General features: G+C 71.2%; 31 protein-coding genes. 11 read left to right on the top strand and 20 right to left on the bottom strand.

The window, feature by feature from the left end:
* Positions 1 to 27: 27 nt before the first annotated feature.
* The 4 genes from ACYVIH_RS10875 to ACYVIH_RS10890 form a co-directional block, all read right to left on the bottom strand.
* On the bottom strand, positions 28 to 729 hold the full coding sequence (locus ACYVIH_RS10875) for a hypothetical protein (RefSeq protein ID WP_460869171.1): 702 nt from the start codon (positions 727 to 729) through the stop codon (positions 28 to 30).
* Between the two features lie 212 nt (positions 730 to 941).
* Entirely contained in the window at positions 942 to 1361 is a 420-nt protein-coding gene (locus ACYVIH_RS10880) for a DUF3151 domain-containing protein (RefSeq protein ID WP_460869173.1), read from the bottom strand.
* Between the two features lie 138 nt (positions 1362 to 1499).
* Positions 1500 to 2534: a class II fructose-bisphosphate aldolase gene (fbaA, locus tag ACYVIH_RS10885; protein WP_460869175.1), complete on the bottom strand. Its 1035-nt coding sequence runs from the start codon at positions 2532 to 2534 to the stop codon at positions 1500 to 1502.
* Positions 2535 to 2661: 127 nt separating this feature from the next.
* Positions 2662 to 3960 (bottom strand): PTS transporter subunit EIIC, encoded by a 1299-nt coding sequence (locus ACYVIH_RS10890; protein WP_460869177.1) that lies wholly within the window; start codon positions 3958 to 3960, stop codon positions 2662 to 2664.
* Between the two features lie 120 nt (positions 3961 to 4080).
* Here ACYVIH_RS10890 and ACYVIH_RS10895 point away from each other — a divergent pair, with 120 nt between their 5' ends.
* Together ACYVIH_RS10895 and ACYVIH_RS10900 are read left to right on the top strand one after the other, a co-directional pair.
* The gene (locus ACYVIH_RS10895) at positions 4081 to 4311 is read left to right on the top strand and encodes a glucose PTS transporter subunit EIIB (protein WP_460869179.1); all 231 of its coding nucleotides are present in this window, start codon (positions 4081 to 4083) and stop codon (positions 4309 to 4311) included.
* Positions 4308 to 4778 carry a PTS sugar transporter subunit IIA gene (locus ACYVIH_RS10900; protein WP_460869182.1) on the top strand — a complete coding sequence of 157 codons (471 nt, stop codon included), beginning with the start codon at positions 4308 to 4310 and terminating at the stop codon, positions 4776 to 4778. Before ACYVIH_RS10895 ends, ACYVIH_RS10900 begins: the two co-directional genes overlap by 4 nt.
* 84 nt (positions 4779 to 4862) lie before the next feature.
* Here ACYVIH_RS10900 and ACYVIH_RS10905 read toward each other — a convergent pair whose 3' ends face one another.
* The 5 genes from ACYVIH_RS10905 to ACYVIH_RS10925 are packed head-to-tail and all read right to left on the bottom strand — an operon-like array spanning position 4863 to position 8495.
* Positions 4863 to 5501, bottom strand: a complete 639-nt coding sequence (locus tag ACYVIH_RS10905) for a TrmH family RNA methyltransferase (protein ID WP_460869336.1) — start codon at positions 5499 to 5501, stop codon at positions 4863 to 4865.
* Between the two features lie 46 nt (positions 5502 to 5547).
* A complete protein-coding gene (locus tag ACYVIH_RS10910) occupies positions 5548 to 6558 on the bottom strand; it encodes a DUF368 domain-containing protein (RefSeq protein WP_460869185.1) in 1011 nt (336 codons plus the stop codon).
* Positions 6555 to 7190 carry a DedA family protein gene (locus ACYVIH_RS10915; protein WP_460869187.1) on the bottom strand — a complete coding sequence of 212 codons (636 nt, stop codon included), beginning with the start codon at positions 7188 to 7190 and terminating at the stop codon, positions 6555 to 6557. The genes ACYVIH_RS10910 and ACYVIH_RS10915 overlap by 4 nt, the downstream gene beginning before the upstream one ends.
* The gene (gene pyrE / locus ACYVIH_RS10920) at positions 7187 to 7729 is read right to left on the bottom strand and encodes an orotate phosphoribosyltransferase (protein ID WP_460869189.1); all 543 of its coding nucleotides are present in this window, start codon (positions 7727 to 7729) and stop codon (positions 7187 to 7189) included. Before pyrE ends, ACYVIH_RS10915 begins: the two co-directional genes overlap by 4 nt.
* A gap of 10 nt (positions 7730 to 7739) precedes the next feature.
* Positions 7740 to 8495 carry a class E sortase gene (locus ACYVIH_RS10925; protein WP_460869191.1) on the bottom strand — a complete coding sequence of 252 codons (756 nt, stop codon included), beginning with the start codon at positions 8493 to 8495 and terminating at the stop codon, positions 7740 to 7742.
* 41 nt (positions 8496 to 8536) lie between these two features.
* Between ACYVIH_RS10925 and ACYVIH_RS10930 the strand changes: the two genes are divergently transcribed.
* The 3 genes from ACYVIH_RS10930 to ACYVIH_RS10940 all read left to right on the top strand — a co-directional run bounded on the left by ACYVIH_RS10930 (position 8537) and on the right by ACYVIH_RS10940 (position 10073).
* On the top strand, positions 8537 to 8914 hold the full coding sequence (locus ACYVIH_RS10930; protein ID WP_460869193.1) for an aminotransferase class I/II-fold pyridoxal phosphate-dependent enzyme: 378 nt from the start codon (positions 8537 to 8539) through the stop codon (positions 8912 to 8914).
* Between the two features lie 2 nt (positions 8915 to 8916).
* Entirely contained in the window at positions 8917 to 9735 is an 819-nt protein-coding gene (locus ACYVIH_RS10935) for an aminotransferase class I/II-fold pyridoxal phosphate-dependent enzyme (RefSeq protein WP_460869195.1), read from the top strand.
* Between the two features lie 98 nt (positions 9736 to 9833).
* Positions 9834 to 10073: a hexameric tyrosine-coordinated heme protein gene (locus ACYVIH_RS10940; protein ID WP_460869197.1), complete on the top strand. Its 240-nt coding sequence runs from the start codon at positions 9834 to 9836 to the stop codon at positions 10071 to 10073.
* A 48-nt stretch (positions 10074 to 10121) separates the two neighbouring features.
* Here the strand turns inward: ACYVIH_RS10940 and fdxA are convergent, their stop codons facing one another.
* Positions 10122 to 10466 carry a ferredoxin gene (gene fdxA / locus ACYVIH_RS10945; protein WP_460869199.1) on the bottom strand — a complete coding sequence of 115 codons (345 nt, stop codon included), beginning with the start codon at positions 10464 to 10466 and terminating at the stop codon, positions 10122 to 10124.
* 90 nt (positions 10467 to 10556) lie between these two features.
* Here fdxA and ACYVIH_RS10950 point away from each other — a divergent pair, with 90 nt between their 5' ends.
* The 3 genes from ACYVIH_RS10950 to ACYVIH_RS10960 are packed head-to-tail and all read left to right on the top strand — an operon-like array spanning position 10557 to position 12194.
* Positions 10557 to 10787, top strand: a complete 231-nt coding sequence (locus ACYVIH_RS10950; RefSeq protein ID WP_460869201.1) for a DUF2249 domain-containing protein — start codon at positions 10557 to 10559, stop codon at positions 10785 to 10787.
* Positions 10784 to 11479, top strand: a complete 696-nt coding sequence (locus ACYVIH_RS10955; protein ID WP_460869203.1) for a DsbA family oxidoreductase — start codon at positions 10784 to 10786, stop codon at positions 11477 to 11479. The genes ACYVIH_RS10950 and ACYVIH_RS10955 overlap by 4 nt, the downstream gene beginning before the upstream one ends.
* A gap of 37 nt (positions 11480 to 11516) precedes the next feature.
* On the top strand, positions 11517 to 12194 hold the full coding sequence (locus ACYVIH_RS10960) for a helix-turn-helix transcriptional regulator (RefSeq protein ID WP_460869205.1): 678 nt from the start codon (positions 11517 to 11519) through the stop codon (positions 12192 to 12194).
* Between the two features lie 16 nt (positions 12195 to 12210).
* Here ACYVIH_RS10960 and ACYVIH_RS10965 read toward each other — a convergent pair whose 3' ends face one another.
* The 10 genes from ACYVIH_RS10965 to ACYVIH_RS11010 all read right to left on the bottom strand — a co-directional run bounded on the left by ACYVIH_RS10965 (position 12211) and on the right by ACYVIH_RS11010 (position 22942).
* Positions 12211 to 13809, bottom strand: coding sequence for a hypothetical protein (locus tag ACYVIH_RS10965; protein WP_460869207.1), 1599 nt, complete (start codon positions 13807 to 13809; stop codon positions 12211 to 12213).
* On the bottom strand, positions 13806 to 16418 hold the full coding sequence (gene clpB, locus ACYVIH_RS10970; RefSeq protein WP_460869209.1) for an ATP-dependent chaperone ClpB: 2613 nt from the start codon (positions 16416 to 16418) through the stop codon (positions 13806 to 13808). The genes ACYVIH_RS10965 and clpB overlap by 4 nt, the downstream gene beginning before the upstream one ends.
* 44 nt (positions 16419 to 16462) lie before the next feature.
* Entirely contained in the window at positions 16463 to 16927 is a 465-nt protein-coding gene (locus ACYVIH_RS10975; protein ID WP_460869211.1) for a heat shock protein transcriptional repressor HspR, read from the bottom strand.
* On the bottom strand, positions 16924 to 18090 hold the full coding sequence (dnaJ, locus tag ACYVIH_RS10980) for a molecular chaperone DnaJ (protein ID WP_460869213.1): 1167 nt from the start codon (positions 18088 to 18090) through the stop codon (positions 16924 to 16926). Before dnaJ ends, ACYVIH_RS10975 begins: the two co-directional genes overlap by 4 nt.
* A gap of 33 nt (positions 18091 to 18123) precedes the next feature.
* Entirely contained in the window at positions 18124 to 18759 is a 636-nt protein-coding gene (grpE, locus tag ACYVIH_RS10985; protein ID WP_460869215.1) for a nucleotide exchange factor GrpE, read from the bottom strand.
* Positions 18756 to 20603 (bottom strand): molecular chaperone DnaK, encoded by a 1848-nt coding sequence (dnaK, locus tag ACYVIH_RS10990; RefSeq protein WP_460869217.1) that lies wholly within the window; start codon positions 20601 to 20603, stop codon positions 18756 to 18758. Before dnaK ends, grpE begins: the two co-directional genes overlap by 4 nt.
* Before the next feature lie 219 nt (positions 20604 to 20822).
* Positions 20823 to 21467 carry a YczE/YyaS/YitT family protein gene (locus ACYVIH_RS10995; protein ID WP_460869219.1) on the bottom strand — a complete coding sequence of 215 codons (645 nt, stop codon included), beginning with the start codon at positions 21465 to 21467 and terminating at the stop codon, positions 20823 to 20825.
* Positions 21468 to 21486: 19 nt separating this feature from the next.
* A complete protein-coding gene (locus tag ACYVIH_RS11000; RefSeq protein ID WP_460869221.1) occupies positions 21487 to 21831 on the bottom strand; it encodes a DUF3817 domain-containing protein in 345 nt (114 codons plus the stop codon).
* A 19-nt stretch (positions 21832 to 21850) separates the two neighbouring features.
* Positions 21851 to 22456: a hypothetical protein gene (locus tag ACYVIH_RS11005; protein WP_460869223.1), complete on the bottom strand. Its 606-nt coding sequence runs from the start codon at positions 22454 to 22456 to the stop codon at positions 21851 to 21853.
* Positions 22457 to 22510: 54 nt separating this feature from the next.
* Positions 22511 to 22942: a nuclear transport factor 2 family protein gene (locus ACYVIH_RS11010; protein ID WP_460869226.1), complete on the bottom strand. Its 432-nt coding sequence runs from the start codon at positions 22940 to 22942 to the stop codon at positions 22511 to 22513.
* A gap of 76 nt (positions 22943 to 23018) precedes the next feature.
* On the opposite strand from ACYVIH_RS11010, the gene ACYVIH_RS11015 reads away from it, so the two are divergent.
* Genes ACYVIH_RS11015 through ACYVIH_RS11025 form a run of 3 tightly spaced genes read left to right on the top strand, consistent with a single transcriptional unit; the run spans position 23019 to position 25890 of the window.
* On the top strand, positions 23019 to 23897 hold the full coding sequence (locus ACYVIH_RS11015; protein ID WP_460869228.1) for a TIGR03619 family F420-dependent LLM class oxidoreductase: 879 nt from the start codon (positions 23019 to 23021) through the stop codon (positions 23895 to 23897).
* Positions 23894 to 25111 carry a hypothetical protein gene (locus tag ACYVIH_RS11020; protein WP_460869230.1) on the top strand — a complete coding sequence of 406 codons (1218 nt, stop codon included), beginning with the start codon at positions 23894 to 23896 and terminating at the stop codon, positions 25109 to 25111. Before ACYVIH_RS11015 ends, ACYVIH_RS11020 begins: the two co-directional genes overlap by 4 nt.
* Positions 25111 to 25890, top strand: coding sequence for an SDR family oxidoreductase (locus tag ACYVIH_RS11025; protein WP_460869232.1), 780 nt, complete (start codon positions 25111 to 25113; stop codon positions 25888 to 25890). Before ACYVIH_RS11020 ends, ACYVIH_RS11025 begins: the two co-directional genes overlap by 1 nt.

A 25890-nucleotide genomic window follows, 5' to 3' on the forward strand; every position in this document is an offset into this window, starting at 1 on the left:
TCTTGTCTCGCTTCCATGCTCAGAGGATCAACTAACTCCTCTGCCACGAAGTCTGACGCGCGACACGGGGACCCCCATCCCCAGCTCGATCACCATGAGTCTCAACAGCGTCTCTGCCACGTTCTCTGCTCCGCCGTCCGCAACCTGCACCGCGGCCCTGGCAGCCGTCACCCCGGGCCAGTGCGTCATGAGCTCCAGCCCCCGGGCGAGCTCCTCGCGCGCCGCGCCCATCCGCAGTGCCGCGTCAGCCGCCACGACGCCGTCCTCGAACCCGTGCTCGCGGGCGATGTCGAGCGCCGTGCGCGCCAGGCTCGTCACCCTCAAGCCGGAGACGTCGACCAGGTCGTCGGGCAGGAACGACCCGAGATGATGCTTGACCCCGTTCTCCGTGCGCGAGCCGCGGACATCCGGCCGCGTCACATGGGCCAGAGCTCGCCACCGGGGCCGGAGCGGCATCCCGAGCGCCGCAGCCGCCGAGCAGTGGCTCACCACGGGATCACGCGCGGCAGTCAGGTGGACGGCCCAGACACCGAGCAGGTACCGCCCGTCCTCGTCGAGGGAGTCCCACAGCGGGCGCTCGGCGTAGCACCCGCGCCGCACGACGACCCAGTCGCCGTTGTGCCCGGTCAGGGTCTTCAGCTCACGTTCGGTGTAGCCGCAGGCGGCCGCGTCGCGGCGGGTGATCACCCCGCCCTGGCGGGTCGCTCGGCCTCGAAGCTCAGGTCGCATGCGGCGAGCATGGCCACCCCTTGGCCAGGCGGGGCCGTCCCACCGCAAACCTGTGGACGACCCCGGCGCGGCGCCCGACGTGGACGACGGGCGGCCAACCCACCACGTCGCGTGGACGCTTCGCACGCGTCCTGTCGCGTGTGCAGCGTCCATAACCCCGCGTTACACCGGGGTGGGCCGGCGGCGGGCCGGGGCGAATCCGGGAATGGCTGTCAGGCGCCGAGGAGCTCGTCGTACGCCGTGGGACTGGAGTCGCGCAGGAACTCGCGGCAGCGCTCGGCCTCGGGGAGCTCCTCGATCCGCCCGGCGGCCTTGGCGAGCGCAGCCAGTGCACGCAGGAACCCCCGGTTCGGCTCGTGCTCCCACGGCACCGGCCCGTGCCCCTTCCAGCCGTTGCGGCGGAGCAGGTCGAGGCTGCGGTGGTAGCCGACCCGGGCGTAGGCGTAGGCGGTGACGTCGTCGGCCGAGCCGTCCTCGAGGGCGGTCTCGGCGAGCACCGCCCAGGCCAGCGGCGACTCGGGGTGGCTCCGGACCACGGTCGCGGCCGGGATGCCGGCGCCGAGCTCGGCGGCGGCAGGGTCCTCGGGCAGGTGGGTGGGGGGCGGACCGGCCATCAGGTCTTCGAAAGGCATTGGCCCATTGTGCAGCCGGGTGGCCACCGCTGCTGCGGCGGCCACCCGGGCGACGTACTTCCTCAGGGCTGTGGACGGTTCACCCGCGTCATGCCGCGTGTGGAGCGTCCATAACCCCGCGTTACTTGGGGAGGGGGATCAGGCGGAGACGGAGGTCCCGGCGCTGCGGAGGTTCTCGCAGGCCTCGACGACGCGCGCGGCCATCCCGGCCTCGGCGGCCTTGCCCCAGGCGCGGGGGTCGTACGTCTTCTTGTTGCCGATCTCGCCGTCGATCTTCAGCATGCCGTCGTAGTTCTTGAACACGTGGTCGGCAACCTGGCGGGAGAACGCGTACTGCGTGTCGGTGTCGACGTTCATCTTCACCACGCCGTAGTCGCAGGCGGCCGCGATCTCCTCGGCAGTCGAGCCGGAGCCACCGTGGAAGACCAGGTTGAACGGCTTCGAGCCGGCCTCGAGCCCGAGCTTCTCGACGACCGCGTCCTGCGCGTGCTTGAGGATCTCCGGGCGTAGCTTCACGTAGCCGGGCTTGTAGGAGCCGTGCACGTTGCCGAAGGTCAGCGCGGTCATGTAAAGGCCCTTCTCACCGGTGCCGAGCGCCTCGACGGTGGCGAGCGCGTCCTCGGGGGTGGTGTAGAGCTTCTCGTTGATCTCGCCGACGATCCCGTCCTCCTCGCCGCCGACGACGCCGACCTCGATCTCGAGGATCACCTTCGCGGCCGCGGCCTTCTCGAGGAGCTCCTGGGCGATCTGCAGGTTCTCGTCGAGAGGTACGGCGGAGCCGTCCCACATGTGCGACTGGAACAGCGGGTCCTCGCCGCCCTTCACCCGCTCCGCGGAGATCTCGAGCAGCGGTCGGACGAACTTGTCGAGCTTGTCCTTCGGGCAGTGGTCGGTGTGCAGCGCGACGTTGACCGGGTACTTCTTCGCGACCTCACGGGCGTAGGCGGCGAACGCCAGCGACCCGGTCACCATGTCCTTGATGGACGGACCGGAGAGGTACTCCGCGCCACCGGTGGAGATCTGGATGATCCCGTCGCTGCCGGCGTCGGCGAAGCCCTTGAGGGCAGCGTTGAGGGTCTGCGAGGACGTCACGTTGATCGCCGGGTAGGCGAAGGACGACTGCTTCGCCTTCTGGATCATCTCGGCGTAGACCTCGGGGGTCGCGATAGGCATCGGGCTGTCTCCTGTGTCGGACGATGGCGGGTCAGGGTCCGCGGGCGGACCGCTCCCCACTCTAGAAGGCCCGGGGTCACCCGGCGACCCAGGTCACCGGGCCGACGGTCCTGAATCCGAAGGGTCCCTAGTCCCGGCCGGTCGCGGGGTCCTCGGCATCCCGGCCGGGCGCCGGGTCCTCGGACTCACGGCCCGGGGTGGTCAGGTCGAAGCGACGGATCGCGAACCGGAACAGCACGTAGTACACCGCGGCGTAGCCGAGCCCGATCGGGACCAGCCAGAGCGGGTCCTCGGCGGTGGTGAAGTTCAGCGCGTAGTCGATGAACCCGGCCGAGAAGCCGAACCCGTCCTTGATGCCGAGCGCGTTCACCAGTGCCAGCGACGTGCCGGTCAGCACGGCGTGGATCAGGAACAGCGGCCAGGCCACGAACATGAACGCGAACTCCAGCGGCTCGGTGACCCCGGTCAGGAACGAGGTCAACGCGCCGGAGAGCATCAGCCCGCCGACGATCTTGCGCCGCTCCGGCCGGGCCTCGTGGTAGATCGCCAGCGCCGCGGCCGGCAGCGCGAACATCATGATCGGGAAGAACCCGGTCATGAACGAGCCGGCCGTCGGGTCGTCGGCGAGGAACCGTGCGATGTCGCCGTGCACCACGTGGCCGGTCTCGGTCTCGAACTCCCCGACCACGAACCACGGGACGGAGTTGAGGATGTGGTGCAGGCCGAAGGGGATCAGCAGCCGGTTGGCGAACCCGTAGACCCCCGCACCCGCGATGTGGTTCTGCACCAGCCACTCACCGAGCGCGGTCAGGCCGCGGTCGAAGGCGGGGTACAGGAAGGACAGCACGACCCCGAGCAGGAGCGTGGCCAGCGCGGTCACGATCGGCACGAAGCGGCGGCCGCCGAAGAAGGCCAGGTACGGCGGCAGCTTGACCTTGTAGAACCGCTGCCACAGCAGCGCGGTCGTGAGCCCGACGAGGATCCCGCCGAACACGCCGTACTCCACGACCCCGCCGTCGGTGACGTCGGCGGCCGGCAGCACGTGCGGGGACATCGCGTCGGTCACCGCGTCGAAGACGAGGTAGCCGATCACCGCGGCCAGCCCGGTCGCCCCGTCGGACCTCCTCGCGAACCCGACCGCGACGCCGACGGCGAACAGCAGGCCGAGGTTGGTGAAGATCGTGCCCCCCGCCGCCGCGAGTACGGCGGCCACCGGCTCCAGCCAGGACCAGCGGGTGGCCAGCGCCAGACCGGTCTCCCCCGCACCGAGCATGTCGGGCTGGCCGAGCCGGAACAGCAGCGCGGCAACGGGCAGGGCCGCGATGGGCAGCATCAGGCTCCGGCCGAGGCGCTGCAACACCCCGAGACCCTTCTGCCGAGCGTCCGACCTGGCCGGCCGGTCCCCCGTAGGCTCTGCAGCGCTCATCGGCCTCCTCGTCGCTTCGCCTGCCCCGACGGTGCTCAACCGGGACGCACGTGTCAAGAACGGGCAGCGGCTGACCAGACGTGTCCGGATCTCGGTGGACCCGGGTGGTTGAATGCGGTTATGAGCCAAGCAGAGCAGATCGTCCGGGGGCTCGGCGGCAGATCGAACATCGTCGAGGTCGAGGCCTGCATCACCCGCCTGCGCACCGAGGTCGCAGACAGCACGCTCATCGACGAACAGGCGCTCAAGAACGCCGGGGTCCACGGGGTCATGCGGGCCGGCTCGGTGATCCAGGTGGTCGTCGGGCCCGCCGCCGACACCCTGGCCAGCGACATCGAAGAGATGCTTTGACCCTTCGGGTGTTCTCACCGGTCGCGGGTCACGTGCTCGCGGTCAGCGACATCCCCGACCCGGTCTTCGCCAAGGGCCTGGTCGGTCCCGGGCGTGCCATCGCACCGCTGCCCGGCCGGCAGGTCGCCGTGGCCCCGATGGCCGGGACGCTCGTGAAGCTCCATCCGCACGCGTTCGTGGTGCACGACAGGGCTCTCGGCAAGGCGGTCCTGGTCCACCTCGGCGTCGACACCGTCCACATGCAGGGCGAGGGCTTCGAGCTGCTCGTCGGGGAGGGCGTCCACGTCGAGCCCGGCGACGCGATCGTGTCGTGGGACCCGGCGGTGGTCGAGGCCGCCGGCCACTCGCCGATCTGCGCGGTGGTCGTGCTGGACTGCGATCCCGACACCGTCCTCAAGCACCGGGTCGACCTCGACGTCGCCAAGGAGGACCTCCTCCTCGAGGTCGTCGACCAGCCTGCGGGCTAGGCCGTCCGCCCGGCTCGCCGGCCCCCTCAGACGCCGTGCGCCGGCGAGCTCAGCCGGCCCCCCAGACGCCGTGCGCCGGCGAGCTCAGCCGCGCCAGGCGTCGGCGCCGGAGAGGTCGGCGTGCTGCCGGATCCAGGTGTGCATCGCGATCGCGGCCGCGGCGGAGGCGTTGATGGAACGGGTGGAGCCGAACTGCGCGATCGAGAAGGTCCCGTCGCACGCCTCCCGCGCGCCCGAGGAGAGACCAGGCCCCTCCTGGCCGAACAGCAGGCAGCACCGCCTGGGCAGCTCGAGCGTCTCGATCGGCCGGGAGCCCGGGAGGTTGTCGATGCCGAGCAGTACGACCCCCTGCTCGTGGAGGTACGCCGCGAGGTCGGCGGCGGTCGCGTGGTGCCGGATGTGCTGGTAGCGGTCGGTCACCATCGCCCCGCGACGGTTCCACCGCCGGTTGCCGACGATGTGCACCTCCTTGGCCAGGAAGGCGTTGGCGGTGCGCACGATCGTGCCGATGTTGAAGTCGTGCTGCCAGTTCTCGATCGCGACGTGGAAGTCGTGGCGGCGCGTGTCGAGGTCGGCGACGATCGCCTCCATCGTCCAGTACCGATAGCGGTCCACGACGTTGCGCCGGTCCCCCTCGGCGAGCAGGTGCTCGTCGTACTGCTCCCCCTCGGGCCACTCGCCCTGCCAGGGGCCGACCCCCACCTCCGCGGGACCGTGCGGCATCGGGTCGTACGGCGCGCGCCGCTCCTCGGGCTGCTCGGGGACGCCGTCAGCCACCGGCCGCCTCGATGACCGCCTCGGTGTCGCGGCGCGCCCACAGCCGGCGCTCGACGAGGACAAGCACGAGCACCGCGGCGACGCCCACGACCGCGAGCAGCGTCGGCCCCAGCCACGGGTCGTACGGCGCGAGCAGCTCCCCGGCCCCCTTGATCTCGCCCTCCACCCGCGAGCCGTCGCCCTGCCACGGCCACAGCGCGCGCAACGAGCCCACCATCAGGCCGGCCATCACCAGCAGCGTGATCCGGCGCTTGTGCCGCAGCAGGTAGTGCAGCACCTGCACGAAGGACGCGAGCCCGACGGCCGCACCGGCGGCGAAGACGAGCATGTACTCCAGCTGGCGCTCGTGCACCGCGTCCATCGTCGGCTGGTACAGCCCCACCGCGAGGAGGAAGAACGACCCGGAGACCCCGGGGATCACGAGCGCGCAGATCGCGACCGCGGCGGCGAGGAAGACCATCGGGTACGGCGGTGAGCTCGATGTGCTCCCGCTGGACAGCCCGGTGAGCCAGAACGCGAGCACCGCCGCCCCGCCGAGGGCGACGCCGTCGCGCAGCCGGTGCCGGTGGGTCGTGATCAGCCGGGGCGGCAGCATGCTGATCGGCACCACGACGCTCGCCGCGACCAGACCGAGGAACAGCCCGCGCGCGTGCTCGGGGTGGTCCTCGACGAAGGAGCCCATCACGCCGGCCATGGTGAGCACCGCGGCCGCCATGCCGATCAGGACCGGCGCGACGAGCAGCCAGTTCGTGCGCCGCAGCTCGGCCGCCGCTCCGGCGAGGCGGTGCGGACCGACGACGAGGTTCTTGAGGGCGGACAGGACGTGGGTGGCGGAGTCGATCAGCGCGTCGTACACGCCGGTGACCAGCGCGACCGTGCCCCCGGAGACGCCCGGGACCAGCTCGGCCATGCCGATCAGGAACCCGCGGACGGCGTTGGTCACCGTCGCCAGCCAGTGGCGCGCACCGGCCGGCCGCGCGGGGCGGGCGTCGTCGGCGGTCACAGCGGTCGCTTCCTCGCGTCGCGGATGTCCCGGCGCAGGCGGGTCACCACGAACCAGACCGCGACCGCTCCCGCAGCCACCAGCACCAGGCCCTGGAACCGGTTCGCGTAGCCCTCGACACGGTGCCACTGCTCGCCGAGCTGGTAGCCGGCGAGCACGAACACGGTGTTCCAGATCGCGCTGCCGGCCAGGGTGAGGACGACGAACTGCAGCAGCGGCATCCGGGTGAGTCCGGCCGGGACCGAGATCAGGCTGCGGAACAGCGGGATCATCCGGCCGAGGAAGACCGCCTTGCGGCCGTGCCGCCCGAACCACTGCTCGGTCCGCTCCAGGTCGTCCAGGCTCACCAGCGGCAGCCGGTCCCAGATCCGGTACATCCGGTCACGGCCGAGCGCCGCCCCGAGGTAGTACATGACCAGGGCGCCGACGACCGAGCCCAGCGTGGTCCACAGCAGGGCGCTGACCAGGGAGAAGTCGCCCTGGCTCGCGGTGAAGCCGGCGAGCGGGAGGATCACCTCGCTCGGCATCGGCGGGAAGAGGTTCTCCAGGGCGATCGCCAGGCCGGCTCCGGGGCCGCCGAGCCGCTCCATGAGGTCGACGGCCCAGCCGGCCACGCCGTCGAGCTGGCTCACGACAGTCCGAGGTCGTCGAGCCCGTAGGCGTAGACGTAGTCGCAGCCCTCGGCCTCGACCCGCTCCTTGGCGCCGGTGGCCCGGTCGACGATCACCGCGACGCCGACGACCTCGGCCCCGGCCTCGCGGAGCGCCTCGACCGCGGTGAGCACGGAGCCGCCCGTGGTGGAGGTGTCCTCGACGGCGAGCACGCGGCGCCCGGCGACGTCGGGACCCTCGATCCGGCGCTGCATGCCGTGGGTCTTCTCCGCCTTGCGGACGACGAACGCGTCGAGCTGACGGCCCTGCGCGGCGGCGGCGTGGAGCATCGACATCGCGACCGGGTCGGCGCCGAGGGTGAGGCCGCCGACGGCGTCGTACTCCCAGTCCGCGGTGAGCTCGAGCATCACCCTCCCGACGAGCGGGGCGGCCTGCGCGTCGAGCGTGACCCGGCGCAGGTCGACGTAGTAGTCGGCCTCCTTGCCCGAGGAGAGGGTGACCTTGCCGTGCACGACGGCCTTGCGCTTGACCTGGTCGAGGAGTGCGTCGCGGTCGCTCATGTCCCGGACTCTAGCCAGCGGTCCCAGCGGCCTTGGGCTCGGTGTCGACGAGCCTGCCGAAGGAGATCATCCGGTTGTCGGTGTGGAACAGCTCCGAGCAGGTGGTCAGCGTGATCAGCTTCTGCCCGCGCTCCTGGGGAGGCTGGACGCCCCCGCGCGGGTTGCGCGGCAGCGGGTCGACCACCCACACGTCCTCGAAGGTGACCACGAGGTCGTTGGGGTCGGTGAGCAGCTCGTAGGTGTACACCGCGTCGCGGGTCTCGACGATCACCTCGTCGCCGGGCTGGAGCTTCGGCATGTCGCGCAGCGGCTCGCCGTGGGTGATCCGGTGCGCGGCGAGGGCGAAGTTGCCCCTCTCGCCCGGCATCGCCGACTCGGGGAAGTGGCCGTAGCCGGAGGAGAGCTCGTCGTCGCCGATGCCGTGCAGGACCGGCACCACGTAGTCGTCGCCGAAGGCGGGGATCCGGATCAGGGCGATGCCCTCGCCGAGGGGGACCTCGGGCTCGGCCTGCTCGAGCGTCGAGCCGGGAGCCACCGACCACTCCTCGTCCAGCTCCTCGACCAGCCGCTGCTGGGTCTGCTTGGAGACCAGCGTGGTGCCCCACATCTCCCAGGCGACGTAGCCGAGCATGCCCAGTCCGCTGAGCACCAGCAGGATGCCGACCCAGAACGTGACGCCCCTCCGCCGCGGGGGCCGCGCCGGCTCGTCGCCGGACGGCTCGCTGTCCGTGGCGGGGGCGCTGGGTGCTCCGGTGTCGGTACTCACGGCCCCCATGATGACTGACGCCGCCGGTTACAGTCGCGGGTATGGCAGCAACCGACCCGAACACCGCACCTTCGACCGAGCGGGTGGCCGAGCGGCTGCGCGGCATCCGGGGCACGATCTTCTCGGAGATGTCGGCGCTGGCCGTCAGCACCGGGGCGCTGAACCTCGGGCAGGGCTTCCCCGACCGCGACGGGCCGGCGTCGGTGGTGGAGGCCGCCGTGGAGGCGCTGCGCAGCGGCCGCCACAACCAGTACGCGCCCGGCGTCGGGGTCCCGTCGCTGCGCCGCGCGGTCGCCGCGCACCAGGCCCGTCACTACGGCCTCGACCTCGACCCGGACCGCGAGGTCGTGATTACCACCGGCGCGACCGAGGGGATCGCCTCGACCCGCTCGGTCTGGTCAACCCCGGCGACGAGGTGATCGTGCTCGAGCCGTTCTACGACTCCTACACCGCGATGATCCAGATGGCCGGCGCGGTGCGCCGCCCCGTCACGCTCCGCGCCCCGCACTTCCGCCTCGACGTGGACGCGCTGCGCGCAGCGGTCACCGACCGTACGACGCTCATCCTGCTCAACTCCCCGCACAACCCCACCGGCACCGTGCTGACCCGCGACGAGCTGGCCGCCGTGGCACGGGTGGCCAGTGAGCACGACCTGGTCGTGGTCACCGACGAGGTCTACGAGCACCTGGTGTACGAGGAGCACGAGCACGTCCCGCTGGCCACCCTGCCGGGGATGTTCGAGCGCACGGTGACGCTGTCGAGCGCGGGCAAGACGTTCTCGTTCACTGGCTGGAAGGTCGGCTGGGCCACCGGGCCGGAGCCGCGGGTGCGGGCGGTGGAGGCGGCCAAGCAGTGGCTGACCTTCACCTCCGGCTCGCCGCTGCAGCCCGCGATCGCGCACGCCCTGGACCAGGAGGGTGACTACTACCGCGGGCTGGCCCGTGAGCTGCAGGTCAAGCGCGACCAGCTGTGCGAGGGGCTGCGCAAGCTCGACATGGACGTCTACGTGCCCGAGGGGACCTACTTCGTCACCACCGACGTGAGCCGGTACGGCTACGCCGACGGGCTGGAGTTCTGCCGGGCGCTGCCGGAGAAGGCGGGCGTCGTCGCGATCCCGTCCCAGGCGTTCTACGACGACCTCGACGAGGGCCGGCACAAGGTGCGCTGGGCCTTCTGCAAGGAGGCCGACGTGCTCGAGGAGGGCGTCCGGCGGCTGGTCAGCTCCGACCTGCACGCCTGAGGACGCGCTTCCGGCAACGATCCCGCCGTGCCAGGATGCGACCAGAGCCCGGCACCCTCGCCGGACATGTCGCAGCGCCGACAGAGAGGTCTCGACCGATGGAGCTCGTTCCCGGAAACACGCTGATCACCGCCACGCCCCAGGAGGGCCGCGAGCTGGCGATCGCGATGGCGCGCAAGACGATCGGTGCCATCCAACCGGACGCCGAGGTGCGGAAGTCTCTGCGGCCCGACTACGCGTCGAACGCGGAGTCGCTCACGATGGCCGGCCACGTCGTGGCCATCGAGTTCGCCACGATCGCGGCAGCCAACGACTACTGGCGGGACCGCGACTCCTGACTCCACGGCGCTGACCGGTCGCCACCGGCCATCCGTGCGACAGGTGGTCTACGCCTCCCGCGGGGGATGACCGGCGACCAGCTCGGTGTCCACGCCGATCGCCCCGAGCTTGGCCGCGCCGCCCGGTGAACCGATCGGCTCGCTGCGCCCGGGCAGCACGTCGGTGAAGAACCGCGCGTTGTCCTCGTGGTACGCCTCGAGGTCCTCCGGCAGGTCGTCCTCGTAGAAGATCGCCTCGACCGGGCACACCGGCTCGCACGCGCCGCAGTCGACGCATTCGTCTGGCTGGATGTAGAGGGACCGCTCCCCTTCGTAGATGCAGTCCACCGGGCACTCGTCGACACACGCCCGGTCCTTCACGTCAATGCACGGCTCGCCGATCACGTAGGTCACGCGGGTCCCTCCTCACTCCCCCGTTGCAATATTGACGAACAACTTGTAAAAACGAATGTACATCGACATCCGTTCCGTGAGGAGACCTCCATGACCCACGAGCTCGACGTCCGCCAGGAGCCCCCGGCCCGCCGCCACCAGCTGATTTTCGAGACCTACGGCGCGCTCGCGGCCGGCGAGGCGTTCGAGCTGGTCAACGACCACGACCCGAAGCCGCTGTACTACCAGTTCGCCGCCGAGCACCAGGGCGAGTTCGCGTGGTATCCGTTGGAAGAGGGCCCGGAGGTGTGGCGGATCCGCATCGCGCGGACGACACCGTGAGCGTCGACCGGATCGTCGTCTACGGCGACTTCAACTGCCCGTGGAGCTACCTGGCTTCACGTCGGGTCGCCGCGCTCGCGGAGGGCGGGGTCGATGTGGAGTGGCGCGCGGTCGAGCACGCGCCGTGGCGGCCGAGCCGGTTCGCCGACAGCTCGCTGCGTTTCACCGCGCTCCGTGCGGAGATGGACCACGTCGTGAGTCACCTGCTCCCCGGGGAACGCCTGCCCTACTCGCTGGCCGGCTTCGTCCCGTACACCGCGGCGGCCGTGTCCGGATACGCCGAGGCACACGTCGCCGGCGTCGCCGCCGAGGTGAGGGACCTGCTGTTCGAGGCGTTCTGGATGCACTCCCTCGACCTCGGCGACCACAGGGTCGTCCGCACCCTCCTGGTCGACGCGATCCGCAGCGGTTCGACTCCCAGCGCCCGGCTTCGACGCTGGGGCTACGCGGTGAACGCGACAGGGAGTCCGGTCACCAACTCCGCCTGGCGCCTGGTCGGCGCGTGGGACGAGGCCTGGCGGCGCGACGGCAGCAACACCGTGCCGGTCGTCGCGACCGGCGCCGGCGACCCGAGGACGGGCACGGCCGCGGTGGAGTGGCTGGGGACGCAGCTCCTCGCCCGTGGGCTCGACCCCGGCTCGACCGGCGGACCGGTCACCACCCCGCACGCCGCCGCCGAGATCGCCGGGTGACCGAACGAGCGTGCGCGGACATGGAAACATGGACGTGATGGGGACAACGGAGCGAGGAAGCGACGACGTCGCACGCGGGCTGGGGCCGACCCGGGCGCGTGTGCTGGCGCTGCTCCAGGACGCCGCCGAACCGATGACCGCGGCCGCAGCGGGCGCCCGGCTCGGCCTCCACGTGAACTCCGTGCGCTTCCATCTCGACGCTCTGACCGAGGACGGTCTGGTGACCCGGCGGCGCGAGGAGCGCAGCACGCCCGGGCGCCCGAAGGTGCTGTACGCCGCCGCCACGACAGCGCCCCCGGTGGCCCACCGCAGCTACCGCCTGCTCGCTGAGATCCTTACCAGCTTCCTCGCCGACAGGCTTCCCGACCCAGGCGGCTCCGCGGAGCAGGCCGGCGAGGCGTGGGGCCGCTACCTCACGCCGGCGCCCGAGCCGTTTCGGCGACCACGGGAGCCGGAAGCACTCGACTCGCTCGTCCAGGCGCTGGACCGGATGGGGTTCGACTCGCACGTGGTCGACGAACCAGGCTCCCTGCGGCTGGAGATCAGTCACTGCCCCTTCCTCGAGGTCGCTGCGGAGCACAACGAGGTGGTCTGCTCGATCCACCTGGGGCTGATGCGCGGTGTGCTCGAGCAGATCGGCGCGCCTGCGACCGTCGACACACTCGAACCGCTCGTCGAGCCGAGCCGCTGCGTGGCCCATCTCTCGCGCGGCTAGGCCGCGATCCGTCGCATCACCAGACGTTGGACGGCGGCTCGTCCTTGCCGCGTCGGGAGGCGTCGTCGCCCTCCCCGTGCTGGCCGGCCTGGTCGCCGTACTGCTGCTGGCCGCCCTGGCCGCCGTACTGCTGCGTCCCCGGCTGGCCCGGCTGCTGGCCGAAGGTGGAGCCCGGCTGGCCGTAGCCGGGGAAGCCGCCGACGTACGGCGCCTGCTGGGCGCCACGGCGGGCGTACCACTCGTTGGCGCCGCCCATGAACAGCAGCGCGATGACCGCGCCGGCGCCGAGGGTGTGGATCAACCCGACCGGGAACGTCAGCAGGCTGCCCAGTGCGGCGACCGCCGCGGAGACGACGAGGGTGATCCGCGCCCAGTTCTGACGGCGGTAGGCGAACCAGGCGAGCACCATCGCCGCGAGGCTCCAGAAGATCGTGATCGCGAGCACCACCCACACGGCGGCGATCACGTCGTCCATCGGCACGTTGAGGTCGCGGAACTCCGGCGTGGACTCGATCTGGTCGACCATCTCGTCGCGGGAGACCGACATCGCCAGCGCCGCGAGCAGGAACAGTCCCAGGGTCAGTGCGGAGAGCACCCAGGTGATCCAGGCGGCGGCGGTGACGGTGCCCGGCCGTGCGTCCGGGTCGCTGGCGCGCGTCATACCCTGCGGTGCGTACGGGTACGCCGGCTGGCCGTAGCCCGGCTGCTGGCCGTAGCCGGGGTACTGGGGCTGACCGTACGGCGGCTGGCCCTGCTGCCCGTACTGGGGCTGACCGTACGGCGGCTGGCCCTGCTGCCCGTACTGGGGCTGCCCGTACTGGGGCTGGCCGTACTGGGGCTGGCCGTACTGCGGCCGTCCGTAGCCGGGCTGCTGTCCCGGGGGCGGCGGGTAGCCACCCTGGGGATACGGCTGGCCCTGCTGCCCACCGGGACCGGACGGCTGCCCGCCCGGCTGGCCGCCCGGCTGGCCGAAGCCCTGCGTCGGCGGCGGCAGCGGCCGGCCGGAGGCGTCCTCCGGCATCCGCGGCCACGGCGCAGTCTCGTCCGGGCCCTGCCCGCTCTCGGACCCGGGCCCGTCGGGCTGCGGAGGGTGGTTCTCAGAGGACACGATGTTGCCTTCCACTCGGGAGCGGGCGTGCCGCCCGGCGTACGGAACGGCGCGGGAGGCGGCCGGCACGCCGGCGAACCACTCCCGCGCCGGCCTGGTCCACAGCCAGGTGGCGGCGACCGCGATCAGGATCGGCAGGAAGCTGTTCAGCGCCGGCATGGTGAACACGGTGATCAGCATCAACAGCCCGGCCGCGACCGTGAACCCGACCCGCGCTCCGTTGTGGCGCTGGAGCACGTAGATCGCGAGGATGCCGGCCGCCGCTGCTGCCGCCCCGGAGAGCAGCAGCAGCCAGCGGACCACCTCGACCACGCCGTCGACACCCACGCCCAGACCGCTGCCGGGCGGGGTGGACAGGAACTCCTCGACGGAGTCGCGGAACTCGACCGACTGCAGGTTCGCCACGGAGTCGAACAGGGAGAGCACGAGCAGCCCCGCGGCGATCGCCGCCATCCAGCCCGCCATGGTGACCTGGCTGGGCCGGGCGGTCTTGGTCTGCTCGGTCATGACGCCATTGCATCATGGGCGGCCGACCGCAGGGTCAGACCCTCGCCCGCCTCGTCGACGTCCACGACGACCTTGCTGCCGTCGAGGACCTCGCCGGAGAGCAGCAGCCGGGCGAGCGGGTCGCCGATCGCGGTCTGCACCAGCCGGCGCAGCGGACGGGCGCCGTACGCCGGGTCGTAGCCGGTGCGGCTGAGCCACTCGTGGGCGGCTTCGGTGACCTCGAGGTCGATCCGCCGGACGGCGAGCCGCCGGTTGAGCTCGGCGACCTGCAGGTCGACGATGTGCGAGAGCTGCGCCTCGGTGAGCGCGTCGAACATCACGATCTCGTCGAGCCGGTTCAGGAACTCCGGCTTGAACGACTGCCGGACGACGGTCATCACCGACTCGCGCTTCTCCTCCGGGTCGCGCAGCGGGTCGACCAGGAAGTGCGACCCGAGGTTCGAGGTCAGGATCAGCAGCGTGTTGCGGAAGTCGACCGTGCGGCCCTGGCCGTCGGTGAGCCGGCCGTCGTCGAGCACCTGCAGCAGGATGTCGAAGACCTCGGGGTGGGCCTTCTCGACCTCGTCGAGCAGCACGACGGAGTACGGCCGGCGGCGGACCGCCTCGGTGAGCTGGCCGCCCTCCTCGTAGCCGACGTAGCCGGGGGGAGCACCGACCAGCCGGGCGACGCTGTGCTTCTCGGAGTACTCGCTCATGTCGATCCGCACGATCGCCCGCTCGTCGTCGAACAGGAAGTCCGCGAGCGACTTGGCCAGCTCCGTCTTGCCTACGCCGGTGGGGCCGAGGAAGAGGAACGAGCCGGTCGGCCGGTTGGGGTCGGAGATCCCGGCCCGCGAGCGTCGTACCGCGTCGGAGACGGCGGCGACCGCGGACTCCTGGCCGATCAGGCGCTTGCCGATGACCTCCTCCATGTGGAGCAGCTTGGCGGTCTCGCCCTCGAGCAGCCGGCCGGTGGGGATCCCGGTCCAGGCCTCGACGACCTCGGCGATCTCCTCGGGACCGACGGCCTCGCGGACCATCGGCTCCTCCCCGGCGTGCGCGCTCTCGGCGGCCTCGGCCTCGGCGATCTGCTTCTCCAGCTCGGGGATCCGGCCGTAGAGGATCTCGCTGGCCTTCGCGAGATCGCCCTCGCGCTGGAACCGGTCGGCCTCGCTGCGCAGCGCGTCGATGGTCTTGCGCAGCTCGCCGGAGCCCTCGAGGGAGGCCTTCTCGCGCTCCCAGCGGGCCTCGAGGCCACGCAGCTCCTCCTCGCGGTCGGCGAGGTCGGCGCGCAGCTTCTCGAGCCGGTCCTTGGAGGCCTCGTCGGTCTCCCGCTCGAGCGCGAGCTCCTCCATCTTCAGCCGGTCGACGGCGCGGCGCAGCTGGTCGATCTCCTCGGGGGAGGACTCGATCTCCATCCGCAGCCGGGAGGCGGCCTCGTCGACGAGGTCGATCGCCTTGTCGGGCAGCTGACGGCCGGTGATGTAGCGGTCCGACAGCATCGCCGCGGCCACGAGCGCCTGGTCGGTGATCTTCACGCCGTGGTGGGCTTCGTACTTCTCCTGCAGGCCGCGCAGGATCGCGACGGTGTCCTCCACCGACGGCTCGCCGACGAAGACCTGCTGGAACCGGCGCTCGAGGGCGGGGTCCTTCTCGATCCGCTCGCGGTACTCGTCGAGGGTGGTCGCGCCGATCATCCGCAGCTCGCCGCGGGCCAGCATCGGCTTGAGCATGTTGCCGGCGTCCATCGCGGAGTCGCCGCCCGCGCCGGCGCCGACGACGGTGTGCAGCTCGTCGATGAACGTGATGACCTGGCCCTCGGAGGACTTGATCTCCTCCAGGACGGCCTTGAGCCGCTCCTCGAACTCGCCGCGGTACTTCGCGCCGGCCACCATCGCGGCCAGGTCGAGGCTCAGCACCCGGCGGCCCTTGAGGGAGTCGGGCACGTCGCCGTCGACGACGCGCTGGGCGAGGCCCTCGACGACGGCGGTCTTGCCGACGCCGGGCTCGCCGATCAGCACCGGGTTGTTCTTGGTGCGCCGCGAGAGGACCTGGACGACGCGGCGGATCTCGGCGTCGCGGCCGATCACCGGGTCGAGCTTGCCCTCGGCGGCACGCGCGGTCAGGTCGACGGCGTACTTCTCCAGCGCCTGGTAGGTGGCCTCCGGGTCCTGGGTGGTGACCCGGCGGTTGCCGCGGACGCTGGTCAGCGCGGCGCGCAGCGCGTCGGCGGTGGCGCCGGCGTCGGTGAGCACCTTCTGCACCGGCGACTCGACGGTCGCGGCGGCGATCAGCAGGTGCTCGGTGGAGACGTAGTCGTCCTTCATCTCGGCGGCGATGTCGCCGGCCTTGCTGAGGATCGACAGCGCTGCACGGGAGTACGACGGCGCGCTGACCGTCGTACCGGAAGCGGCCGGGAGCTTCTTGAGCTCCGTCTCGACCCCGGCGATCACCGACTGCGGCTGCACGCCGGCGGCCTCGAACAACGGGCGGGCGATACCGTCGGCCTGCGCGAGCAGCGCGGCGAGCAGGTGCACGGCCTCGACCTGGGCGTGGCCGGAGGAGGCAGCCGTGGAGATCGCGGTGTTGATCGCCTCCTGGCTGCGCGTGGTGAACTTCGATGCGTCCATGGGTGCGTCCTTTGCGTGCGACGGGTGGTGCTGGGGGGGGGCGCTCAGACCCGGCCGCGCCGCCAGATGGTGACGGCGTGGCTCGACGGGCGGAGCGCGGGAAGGTTCTGGCTGCTCTGTGCCTTGGCCTCGGCGAGCGTCTGCTGGAGCGCGTAGCGGGTCGCGGTCAGCTCGTCCTCGAGCTCGGAGACCCGGTGCCGCAGGGCGTCGACCTGGTGCTCGAGCTGGAGGATCCGCTTGACCCCCTCCAGGCCGATCCCGGAGGCGGTCAGCTCGGCGACCTCGCGCAGCATCTCGATGTCGCGCCAGGAGTAGCGGCGCCCACCGCCACCGGTGCGGCCGGGGCGGACCAGGCCCATCCGGTCGTAGGCGCGCAGCGTCTGCGGGTGCAGGCCGGTCAGCTCGGCGGCCACCGAGATCACGTAGACCGGGACATCGGGTCCGGGCGCCTCGGCGCGAGCGCGTCGGCCCGCGCCGCCCTGACGCACCGGCCGCTGGGGCGTGGTCATCGGGCACCTCCGGCGAACAGGTTGGCGCGCAGGTCGCTGCCCGCCATCGCCTCCCGGTAGGCCGCGACGGCCTCCTTGGCCTTGTCGTTGAGTACGGCGGGCACGTGCACCTCGACGGTGACGAGCAGGTCGCCCCGATGTCCGTCCTTTCGGTGCACGCCCTTGCCGCGGACCCGGAAGGTCCTGCCGTTGGGCGTGCCCGGCGGGATCTTCACCGTCACCGGCGCACCGGTCAGCGTGGGCACCTTGATCTCGGCGCCGAGCGCGGCCTCGTCGAAGCTCACCGGCACGGTCACGGTCAGGCTGTCGTCCTTGCGGCCGAAGACCGGGTGCGGGGTCACCTTGACGTTCACGAAGAGGTCACCGGCCGGGCCACCGCGTTCGCCGCTGGCCCCCTTGCCGCGCAGCCGGATCCGCTGGCCGTCCTTGACTCCGGCGGGGATCCGGGCCTGGATCGTCCGCGAGGACAGCCCGCGGCCCGAGCCGTGACAGGTCGGGCACGGGTCGTCGACGACCAGGCCACGACCGCGGCAGGCCGGGCAGGTCTCGGTCATCGTGAACGCACCGCCCACGGACGCGGCGTGCATCCCGGTGCCCTCGCACTCCGGGCAGACCCGCGGGACCGTGCCCGAGCGGGCGCCGGTGCCGTTGCAGTCGCCACAGGGTGCGTCGGAGCTGAGCCGCAGCGACACGGTCACGCCCTCGACCGAGTCGACGAAGCTGATCGTGGCGTCGGTCTCGATGTCGGCCCCTCGGCGCGGCGCCTGCTGGCGGGTGCGTCCGCCCCCGCCGAACATCGTGCCGAAGATGTCGCTGAACCCGCCCCCGCCGCCGCCGTGCTGGCCGCCGAGGAAGTCGCCCATGTCGAAGGTCTGGCTGCCACCGCGGCCGCCGCCGGTGCGGGTCCCCGTGAAGGGCCCGAACCCGCCGCCGTAGGTGCGCAGCTCGTCGTACTTCTTGCGCTTCTCGGCATCGCCGACCACGTCGTAGGCCTCGGCGACGGCCTTGAAGCGCTCCTCGGCGGCCTTGTCGCCGGGGTTGGAGTCGGGGTGGTTGGCGCGCGCAAGCTTGCGGTACGCCTTCTTGATCTCCTCGGCCGATGCGTCCTTGGAGACCCCGAGCACCTTGTAGAAGTCCTTGGTCGCCCAGTCAGCGGTGGTCATGCGCGCACCTCCCCTCCGGTGGTTCGTCGTCGGTTACTGCTGTGCGTCGGCCGAGCCCTCGGACTCGGGACCGACCACGGTCACTCGTGCCGGCCGCACGACCCGGTCACCGATCCGGTAACCGGCGTGCACGATGTTCTGGCACACGGTCGTCGACACCTCCGGAGAGGTGGCGTGCATGAGCGCCTCGTGCAGGTTCGGGTCGAACTCGTCACCGGGTGCCCCGAACTTCTCCAGGCCCAGCCCGGTCACGATCCGCTCGAGCGAGTCCGCGACGGCCTTGAAGCCGCCCTCGACCTCGCCGTGCTCCCGGGCCCGGTCGATGTCGTCGAGCACCGGGAGCATCGCCGACAGCGCGGCGAAGGTGGCGTTCTGCTTGACCAGCTCCCGGTCGCGGTCGACCCGACGCTTGTAGTTGACGTACTCGGCCTGCAGCCGCTGCAGGTCGCCGGTCAGCGTGGCCACGTCCTCCTGCGCCTTGGCCAGGTCGGCGACCAGCTCGGTCGGGGTGTCCCCGGCCATGCCCTCGCCGTTGCCCTCGGCGACGCCCTCCCGGGGGCCGGGGCCCGCAGTGTCCTGCGGGGCCCCGGCGCCGGTGACGTCCTGGCCGGGCGCGGTCCCGGCCTGCTCGGCTGCGGTGCTCTCGTGCTGGTGGTCAGCAGAGGTCACTTGTTCTCACCCTCGTTGTCCTCGTCGACGATCTCGGCGTCCACGACGTCCTCGTCGGAGTCCCCGGTGCCCGTCGTACCGCCGGCAGCGGCGGCCTCGGACTCACCGGCGGCGTACATCGCCGCACCCATCTTCTGGCTGGACTCACCGAGCTTCGAGGTCGCCGCGGCGAGCTCGTCCTTGTCGGCGTTCTCGTCCTCGAGCAGCTTCTTGAGCGCCTCGACGTCGGCCTCGACCTCGGTCTTGACGTCACCGGGGATCTTCTCGGCGTTCTCGGAGAGGAACTTCTCGGTCGTGTAGACGAGGCTGTCGGCCTGGTTGCGGGCCTCGACCGCCTCACGACGCTTGCGGTCCTCCTCGGCGTACTGCTCGGCGTCCTTGATCATCTTGTCGATGTCTTCCTTCGACAGCGCCGAGCCGCCGGTGATCGTCATCGACTGCTCGCGGCCGGTGCCCCGGTCCTTCGCCGAGACGTGCACGATGCCGTTGGCGTCGATGTCGAAGGTGACCTCGATCTGCGGCACGCCGCGCGGAGCCGGCGGCAGGCCGGTCAGCTCGAAGTTGCCGAGCGGCTGGTTCTGCGCCGCCATCTGACGCTCGCCCTGGTAGACCTGGATCTGCACCGAGGGCTGGTTGTCGTCGGCGGTGGTGAACACCTCGGACCGCTTGGTCGGGATCGTGGTGTTGCGCTCGATCAGCTTGGTCATCACGCCACCCTTGGTCTCGATGCCCAGCGACAGCGGGGTGACGTCGAGCAGCAGGACGTCCTTGACCTCGCCCTTGAGCACGCCGGCCTGCAGCGCGGCACCGACCGCGACGACCTCGTCGGGGTTGACGCCCTTGTTGGGCTCCTTGCCGCCGAGCAGCTGCTTGACCTGCTCGGTGACCGCGGGCATCCGGGTCGAGCCGCCGACCATGATCACGTGGTCGATCTTGGAGATGTCCTGGCCGGCGTCCTTGAGCACCTGCTCGACCGGCTTCTTGGTGCGCTCGAGCAGGTCGGCGGTGATCTTCTGGAACTCCGAGCGGGTCAGCTTCTCCTCGAAGTGGAGCGGGCCGGACTCGCCGTGGGTGATGTAGGGCAGGTGGATCGTGGTCTCGCTCGAGGCGGACAGCTCGATCTTCGCCTTCTCGGCGGCCTCCTGCAGACGCTGGCGGGCGATCTTGTCCGCGCCGAGGTCGACGTTGTTGGAGTCCTTGAACTTCTTGACCATCCACTCGACGATCCGGTTGTCCCAGTCGTCACCACCGAGGTGGTTGTCACCGGAGGTCGCCTTCACCTCCACCACGCCGTCGCCGATCTCGAGCAGGGACACGTCGAACGTGCCGCCGCCGAGGTCGAAGACCAGGATGGTCTGGTCGCTCTCCTTGTCGAGCCCGTAGGCCAACGCGGCCGCGGTCGGCTCGTTGACGATGCGGGAGACGTTGAGGCCCGCGATCTCACCGGCCTCCTTGGTGGCCTGGCGCTGGGCGTCGGAGAAGTACGCCGGGACGGTGATCACGGCGTCGGTGACGGTCTCACCGAGGTACGCCTCGGCGTCGCGCTTGAGCTTCTGCAGCACGAAGGCCGAGATCTGCTGCGCCGTGAAGTCCTTGTCGTCGATCTTGGTCTTCCAGTCGGTGCCCATGTGGCGCTTGACCGAGCGGATGGTGCGGTCGACGTTGGTGACCGCCTGACGCTTGGCCACCTCGCCGACGAGCACCTCGCCGTTCTTGGCGAAGGCCACCACGGACGGGGTGGTCCGGGCACCCTCTGCGTTTGCGATGACGGTGGGTTCGCCACCCTCGAGTACGGCGACGCAGGAGTTCGTCGTACCCAGGTCGATGCCGACCGCGCGTGCCATGTGTCTACCTCCACGGATCTCCCCCGCCACGGTGGCGAGGTGTTGCTTCTTGGTCTGCTTCAGGGGCGGTTGCTCGTGACTCCCGCCAACAAGAGACTGTCAAACAACTTGAGTGGGTTCAACTCAACTCTTGTCACTGGGGACAACGCAGCACACGCACCCCTTGTTCCCGGGGGTTCCGGACCGGATCTGTGATCCGGGCCACCCGGCCGGCCCGGGTCAGGCGCGGGGTCGAGGGCCCCGCTCGAGGCGCGGGAAGGTGCGCCGGAACAGGTCGACGAGCGGGCCGAGCAGCAGGAACACCAGCACGGTGGCGGGGCCGACCGCCGCGCCGAGCAGCCAGCCGGCGGCCGCACCGCCGAACTGCACGAGGTTGTAGCTCCACCGGAACGGCAGCGGCGGGTCCCACGCGAGCGCCATCGCCTCGGCCGGGCCGGCGCCGGTCGCGCTGGCCAGGTAGGCAGCCACCCCGACGGCGATCAGCGCCAGGGCCGGGACCAGCAGCCCCGCCCTGACCGCCAGCGAGGTCGGTTCGGGCACCACCGCCATCACCGCCGAGATCACGATCCCGACCAGGAACCACTGCACCAGAGTGCCCGGCCCGGGGCGGGTCCCGCGCACCCAGGCGAGGCCGATGAACGCGGCCCCGACGAGGATGTTCATCAGCCAGAACGGCACCCCGGTGGCCAGGGTCAGGCCGCTGACGAGGGTGGAGTACCCGTCCGAGCCCATCGAGGCCTCGAGCAGCAGTGCCACACCGACCCCGAGGACGGTGCAGGCCAGCACGAGCTGGAGGTACTGCACGACCCGGGCCGGGCCGCCGGCCTCCGCGACGCCCGCCCCCGGCAGGTCCGCCCCACCCATCGGCGCTCTCCCGTCCGGCTCAGCCGACCGGTTGCGGTTCGCGCTCGGCGTCGGCGGCCGGCAGGGTCAACCGGCCGGTGCGCGAGGCCCACACCTCGAAGATCACGGTGGCGAACGGCGGGACCGAGCAGGCGAGCGCGGTCAGCGCCACCCTCGGCGACCAGCGCAGTCGCCACGCGAGCAGGAGCGCGAGGGCGACGTAGGCGACGAAGATCCCTCCGTGCAGCGCACCGAAGACCTGCACCCCGCGCTCGGTGGTGCCGGCGACGTGCTTGAGGTACATACCGACGAGCAGGCCCGCCCACGAAAGCGCCTCGGCGACTGCGACGGCCTTGAACAGGGTGATCTGGGTGCGCAACGGCATGCCGGCGATCGTACGGCGGTCAGCGGACCCGGATGGTGACCGGGTTGGAGGCCTTGCCGCTGGCCGTGTCGACGACCCGGAACTTGTTGGGTCCCGACCGGCCGGTCATCACGTAGCTGGAGAACGTGCCGCCGCTGACCGACGCCGAGGCGTCGAAGTTCTGCCAGCCGCCCTCGAACCGCTGCACCTGCAGCGAAGCGCCCTCACCACCCGGGTAGGTGCCGGTGAGGTAGATCCGCTCCATCGGCGCGACCTCGACCGGGCTCGCCGACAGGCTGATCACCGACTTGGGCGGCTTGCGCTTCTTCTTCTTCTTCTTCGGCTCGGCCGACGGGGAGGCCGACTCGGACGGGGACTCCGACTCGGTGGGGTCGACGCCGCCGTTGAGGTCCTCGAGGGTCAGTCCCTGGTCGTCGTCCTCGGTGCGCTGGCCGGGTGTGCGGTCGGGGATGTGCAGGCTGGGCTCCTCCTCGACGGTCGCGCGTTCCTCGCCGACGCCGGCGACGTTGACCACGCCGAGCGCGACCACGCCGATCAGCCCGCCGACGAGCACGGCGACGCCGAGCAGCGCGCCGAGCCCCACCAGGAGGGGTCGGTACCACGGCTTCTCGTCGTCCTCGACCATCGGCGCCAGCCTAGTCGGGTCGCCAAGTGGCGCCCAGTGACCGCCGTACCGTGGTCAGACCCCGCGCTTCCAGACCAGCTCCTCCACGAGCCGCGCCGAGCGCCAGCCCGCGGCGGTGCGCACCAGCCGGTGCCGGTAGTAGCCGCCGAACTCCCACAGCAGCTCGCTGCCGTCGGGCTGCGGGAGCACCATCGGGTTGAGGAAGTAGGCGAGCACGGTCGCCTCGTCGCCGGTCACCTCGACCTCGGACTGGGCGATCACGTGGTGGCGGCGCGGGAACATCGGCAGCATCTCGGCCAGCCAGGCCTTGACCTTCGGGAACTCCCCCTCGATGCCACCGGTCGCGGTGTAGTCGATGGTCGCGTCGGGAGTGAACACCTCGTCGAGGCGGTCCCACTCGCCGGTGTCGATCGCGCGGGTGTAGCGGGTGAGCAGGTCCGCGATCTCGAGCCGGTCCGAGATCAGCTGTACGTCGAGCACGGGCACCGTCCGGGGTCTGGTCGAAAACTGAAACAGGTTCTAGCATGAGGCCGACTCGTCCCCAACGCCAGGGAGCCACCCGATGCGATTCACCTACGCCGAGGCCATGACCCGGGCGGAGTACTACCTGCCGTTGGCACAGGCGGCCGACGCGGCCGGCTACGACTCGATGACCGTCGCGGACTCGCTGATCTACCCGCGCGAGTCCGACGCGACCTACCCCTACACCGACGACGGCGACCGGGAGTTCCTCGAGGACAAGGAGTTCATCGAGACCTTCACGCTGATCGCGGCGATGGGCGCGGTCACCGAGCGGATCCGGTTCACCCCGTTCGTGCTCAAGCTGCCGGTGCGACCGCCGGTGCTGGTCGCCAAGCAGGCCGGCTCGATCGCCTACCTCACCGGCAACCGGCTCGGCCTGGGCGTGGGACTGAGCCCCTGGCCGGAGGACTTCACCGCGATGGGCGTGCCGTGGAAGGGCCGCGGCAAGCGGATGGACGAGGCGATCGACATCGTCCGCGGCCTCACCGCCGGCGGCTGGTTCGAGTACCACGGCGAGGTGTTCGACGTACCGGCGATGAAGATGACGCCCGCCCCCACCGAGCCGATCCCGATCCTCGTCGGCGGCCACAGCGACGCCGCGCTGCGCCGGGCGGTCACCCGCGGCGACGGCTGGATGCACGCCGGCGGTGACGCCGAGGAGCTCAACGTGCTGCTGGACAAGCTCGCCAAGCTCCGCGCCGCGGAGGGCGTGAGCGACAAGCCGTTCGAGATCCACGTGATCTCGATGGACGCCTACTCCCCCGACGGGATCAAGCGGCTGGAGGACAAGGGCGTGACCGACGTGATCGTCGGCTTCCGGGTGCCCTACGTGAAGGGGCCCGACACCGAGCCGCTGGAGAAGAAGGTCGAGCACCTCGAGCGGTTCGCCGAGTCCGTGGTCGCGAAGGTGAAGGCATGACGAGCGCCCAGGGGCCCCACCTGCTCGAGAGCGTCGCGGGCAGGGAGCTGACCCGTCCGTTCAGCGACGCGGTCGCGGAGGCGGAGCGGCTGATCGAGGGCGCGTCGTTCATCCGCACCGAGCAGGACCTCGCGGAGGGCTACGAGTACCTCGCCGGCGGCATCCGGGCCTCGCTGCAGGCGGCGTTCGGCTACGACCTCGCGCACCCGGTGTTCATCAACTCCACGCACCAGTACTCCAAGCAGGGCCTGGACAACCCCGACGCGATCTACTTCCACGCCTACATCGAGGACACCGCGGAGTACGTCGTTACCGGCCGCCGCGGGACGTGCGCGGACCTTTCCTTCCAGGTGATGAACGGCAACTACTCACCGGCCGAGGCCCCCGACAGCGTGGCGGCGTTCGACGACCGCGCGATCGAGGTCGCCGCGGACGGGAGCTTCGAGATCCGGTTCGGCCCCAAACGCGAGGACCCGCCGGCCAGCTACTTCACGTTGGCGCCGGGCAGCTCGATCCTGATCGTGCGGGAGGTGTTCAGCGACTGGTCCGCCGAGGAGCGCGGCGACCTGCGTATCCACCGCGTGGACACCTTGGGCACGGTCCCGCCCTCCCCTTCGGTGGAGCAGATGGCCAAGCGCTACGCCGTCGCGGCGAAGATGCTGGTCGGCCGGATCAACACCTGGTTCGCCTTCCCCGAGTGGTTCACCTACAAGGAGCCGGTCAACACGCTCACCGTCCCGCAGGTGACGCCGGGCGGGCTGTCGAGCCAGTTCTCCTCGATCGGCCACTACGAGCTCGCCGACGACGAGGCGCTGGTGGTCACCGTGCCGAAGGCCGAGTGCGCCTACCAGGCGATCCAGATCGGCTCGGCGTGGTACATCTCCACCGACTACGTCAACCACCAGACCTCGCTCACCGCGGCCCAGTCGCACACCGACCCCGACGGGATGCTGCGCTACGTGGTCAGCGCCCAGGACCCCGGCATCGCGAACTGGCTGGAGACCACCGGCCACACCCGCGGTGTGATGATGCTGCGCTGGCAGCGGCTCTCCCGCGAGCTGACCGCCGACGACGGCCCGCAGGCCGAGGTGGTGCGGTTCGAGGACCTGGCCGAGAAGGTGCCGTACTTCGACGAGCAGCGGGTCAGCCCCGAGCAGTACGCCGCGCGGATCGCCGAGCGGCAGGTCGGTGTCGCGCGCAGGATGATCAGCTGATGGGCCTGCTCGACGACCGGGTCGTGGTCGTGTCCGGCATCGGGCCCGGCCTCGGTGCGGCGATCGCCCTGCAGTCGGCGCGGGCCGGGGCGAGCGTCGTACTCGCTGCGCGGACGGAGAAGCGCCTCGAGAAGGTGGCCGCGGCCGTGCAGGAGGTCGGCGGCACGGCACTCGTCGTCCCGACCGACATCACCGACGACAGCTCGGCGCAGGCGCTGCTCGACCGCACCCTCGAGGAGCTCGGGCGGGTCGACGCGCTGGTCAACAACGCGTTCGTGATGCCGCCGATCGAGCCGGTGAGCGAGGCCGACTTCGACGCGGTCCGCGCCGGGTTCGAGACCAACGTGCTCGGGTCGCTGCGGATGTCGAAGGTGTTCGTCCCGGCGCTGGAGCAGACCCAGGGGTCGATCGTGATGATCAACTCCGCGGTGCTGCGCCACAGCAGCCCGGAGTACGGCGCCTACAAGATGGGCAAGGCCGCGCTGCTCGCGATGGCGCAGACGCTCGCCTCGGAGGTCGGCCCCCGCGGTGTGCGGGTCAACTCCGTCGCACCGGGCTACATCTACGCCGACTCGCTGAAGTGGTACTTCGACTACCTCGCCGGCGAGCGCGGCGTGACCCACCAGCAGGTGTACGACGAGACCGCCGCGGCGTGCGACCTGCGCCGGCTGCCGGTGCCCGAGGAGATCGCCGACGCCGTGGTCTTCCTCGCCTCCGACCTGGCGCGCGGGATCACCGGCCAGTGCCTCGACGTCAACTGCGGCGAGTACCACCACTAG

The sequence above is a fragment of the Nocardioides pakistanensis genome (genome assembly GCF_054781215.1).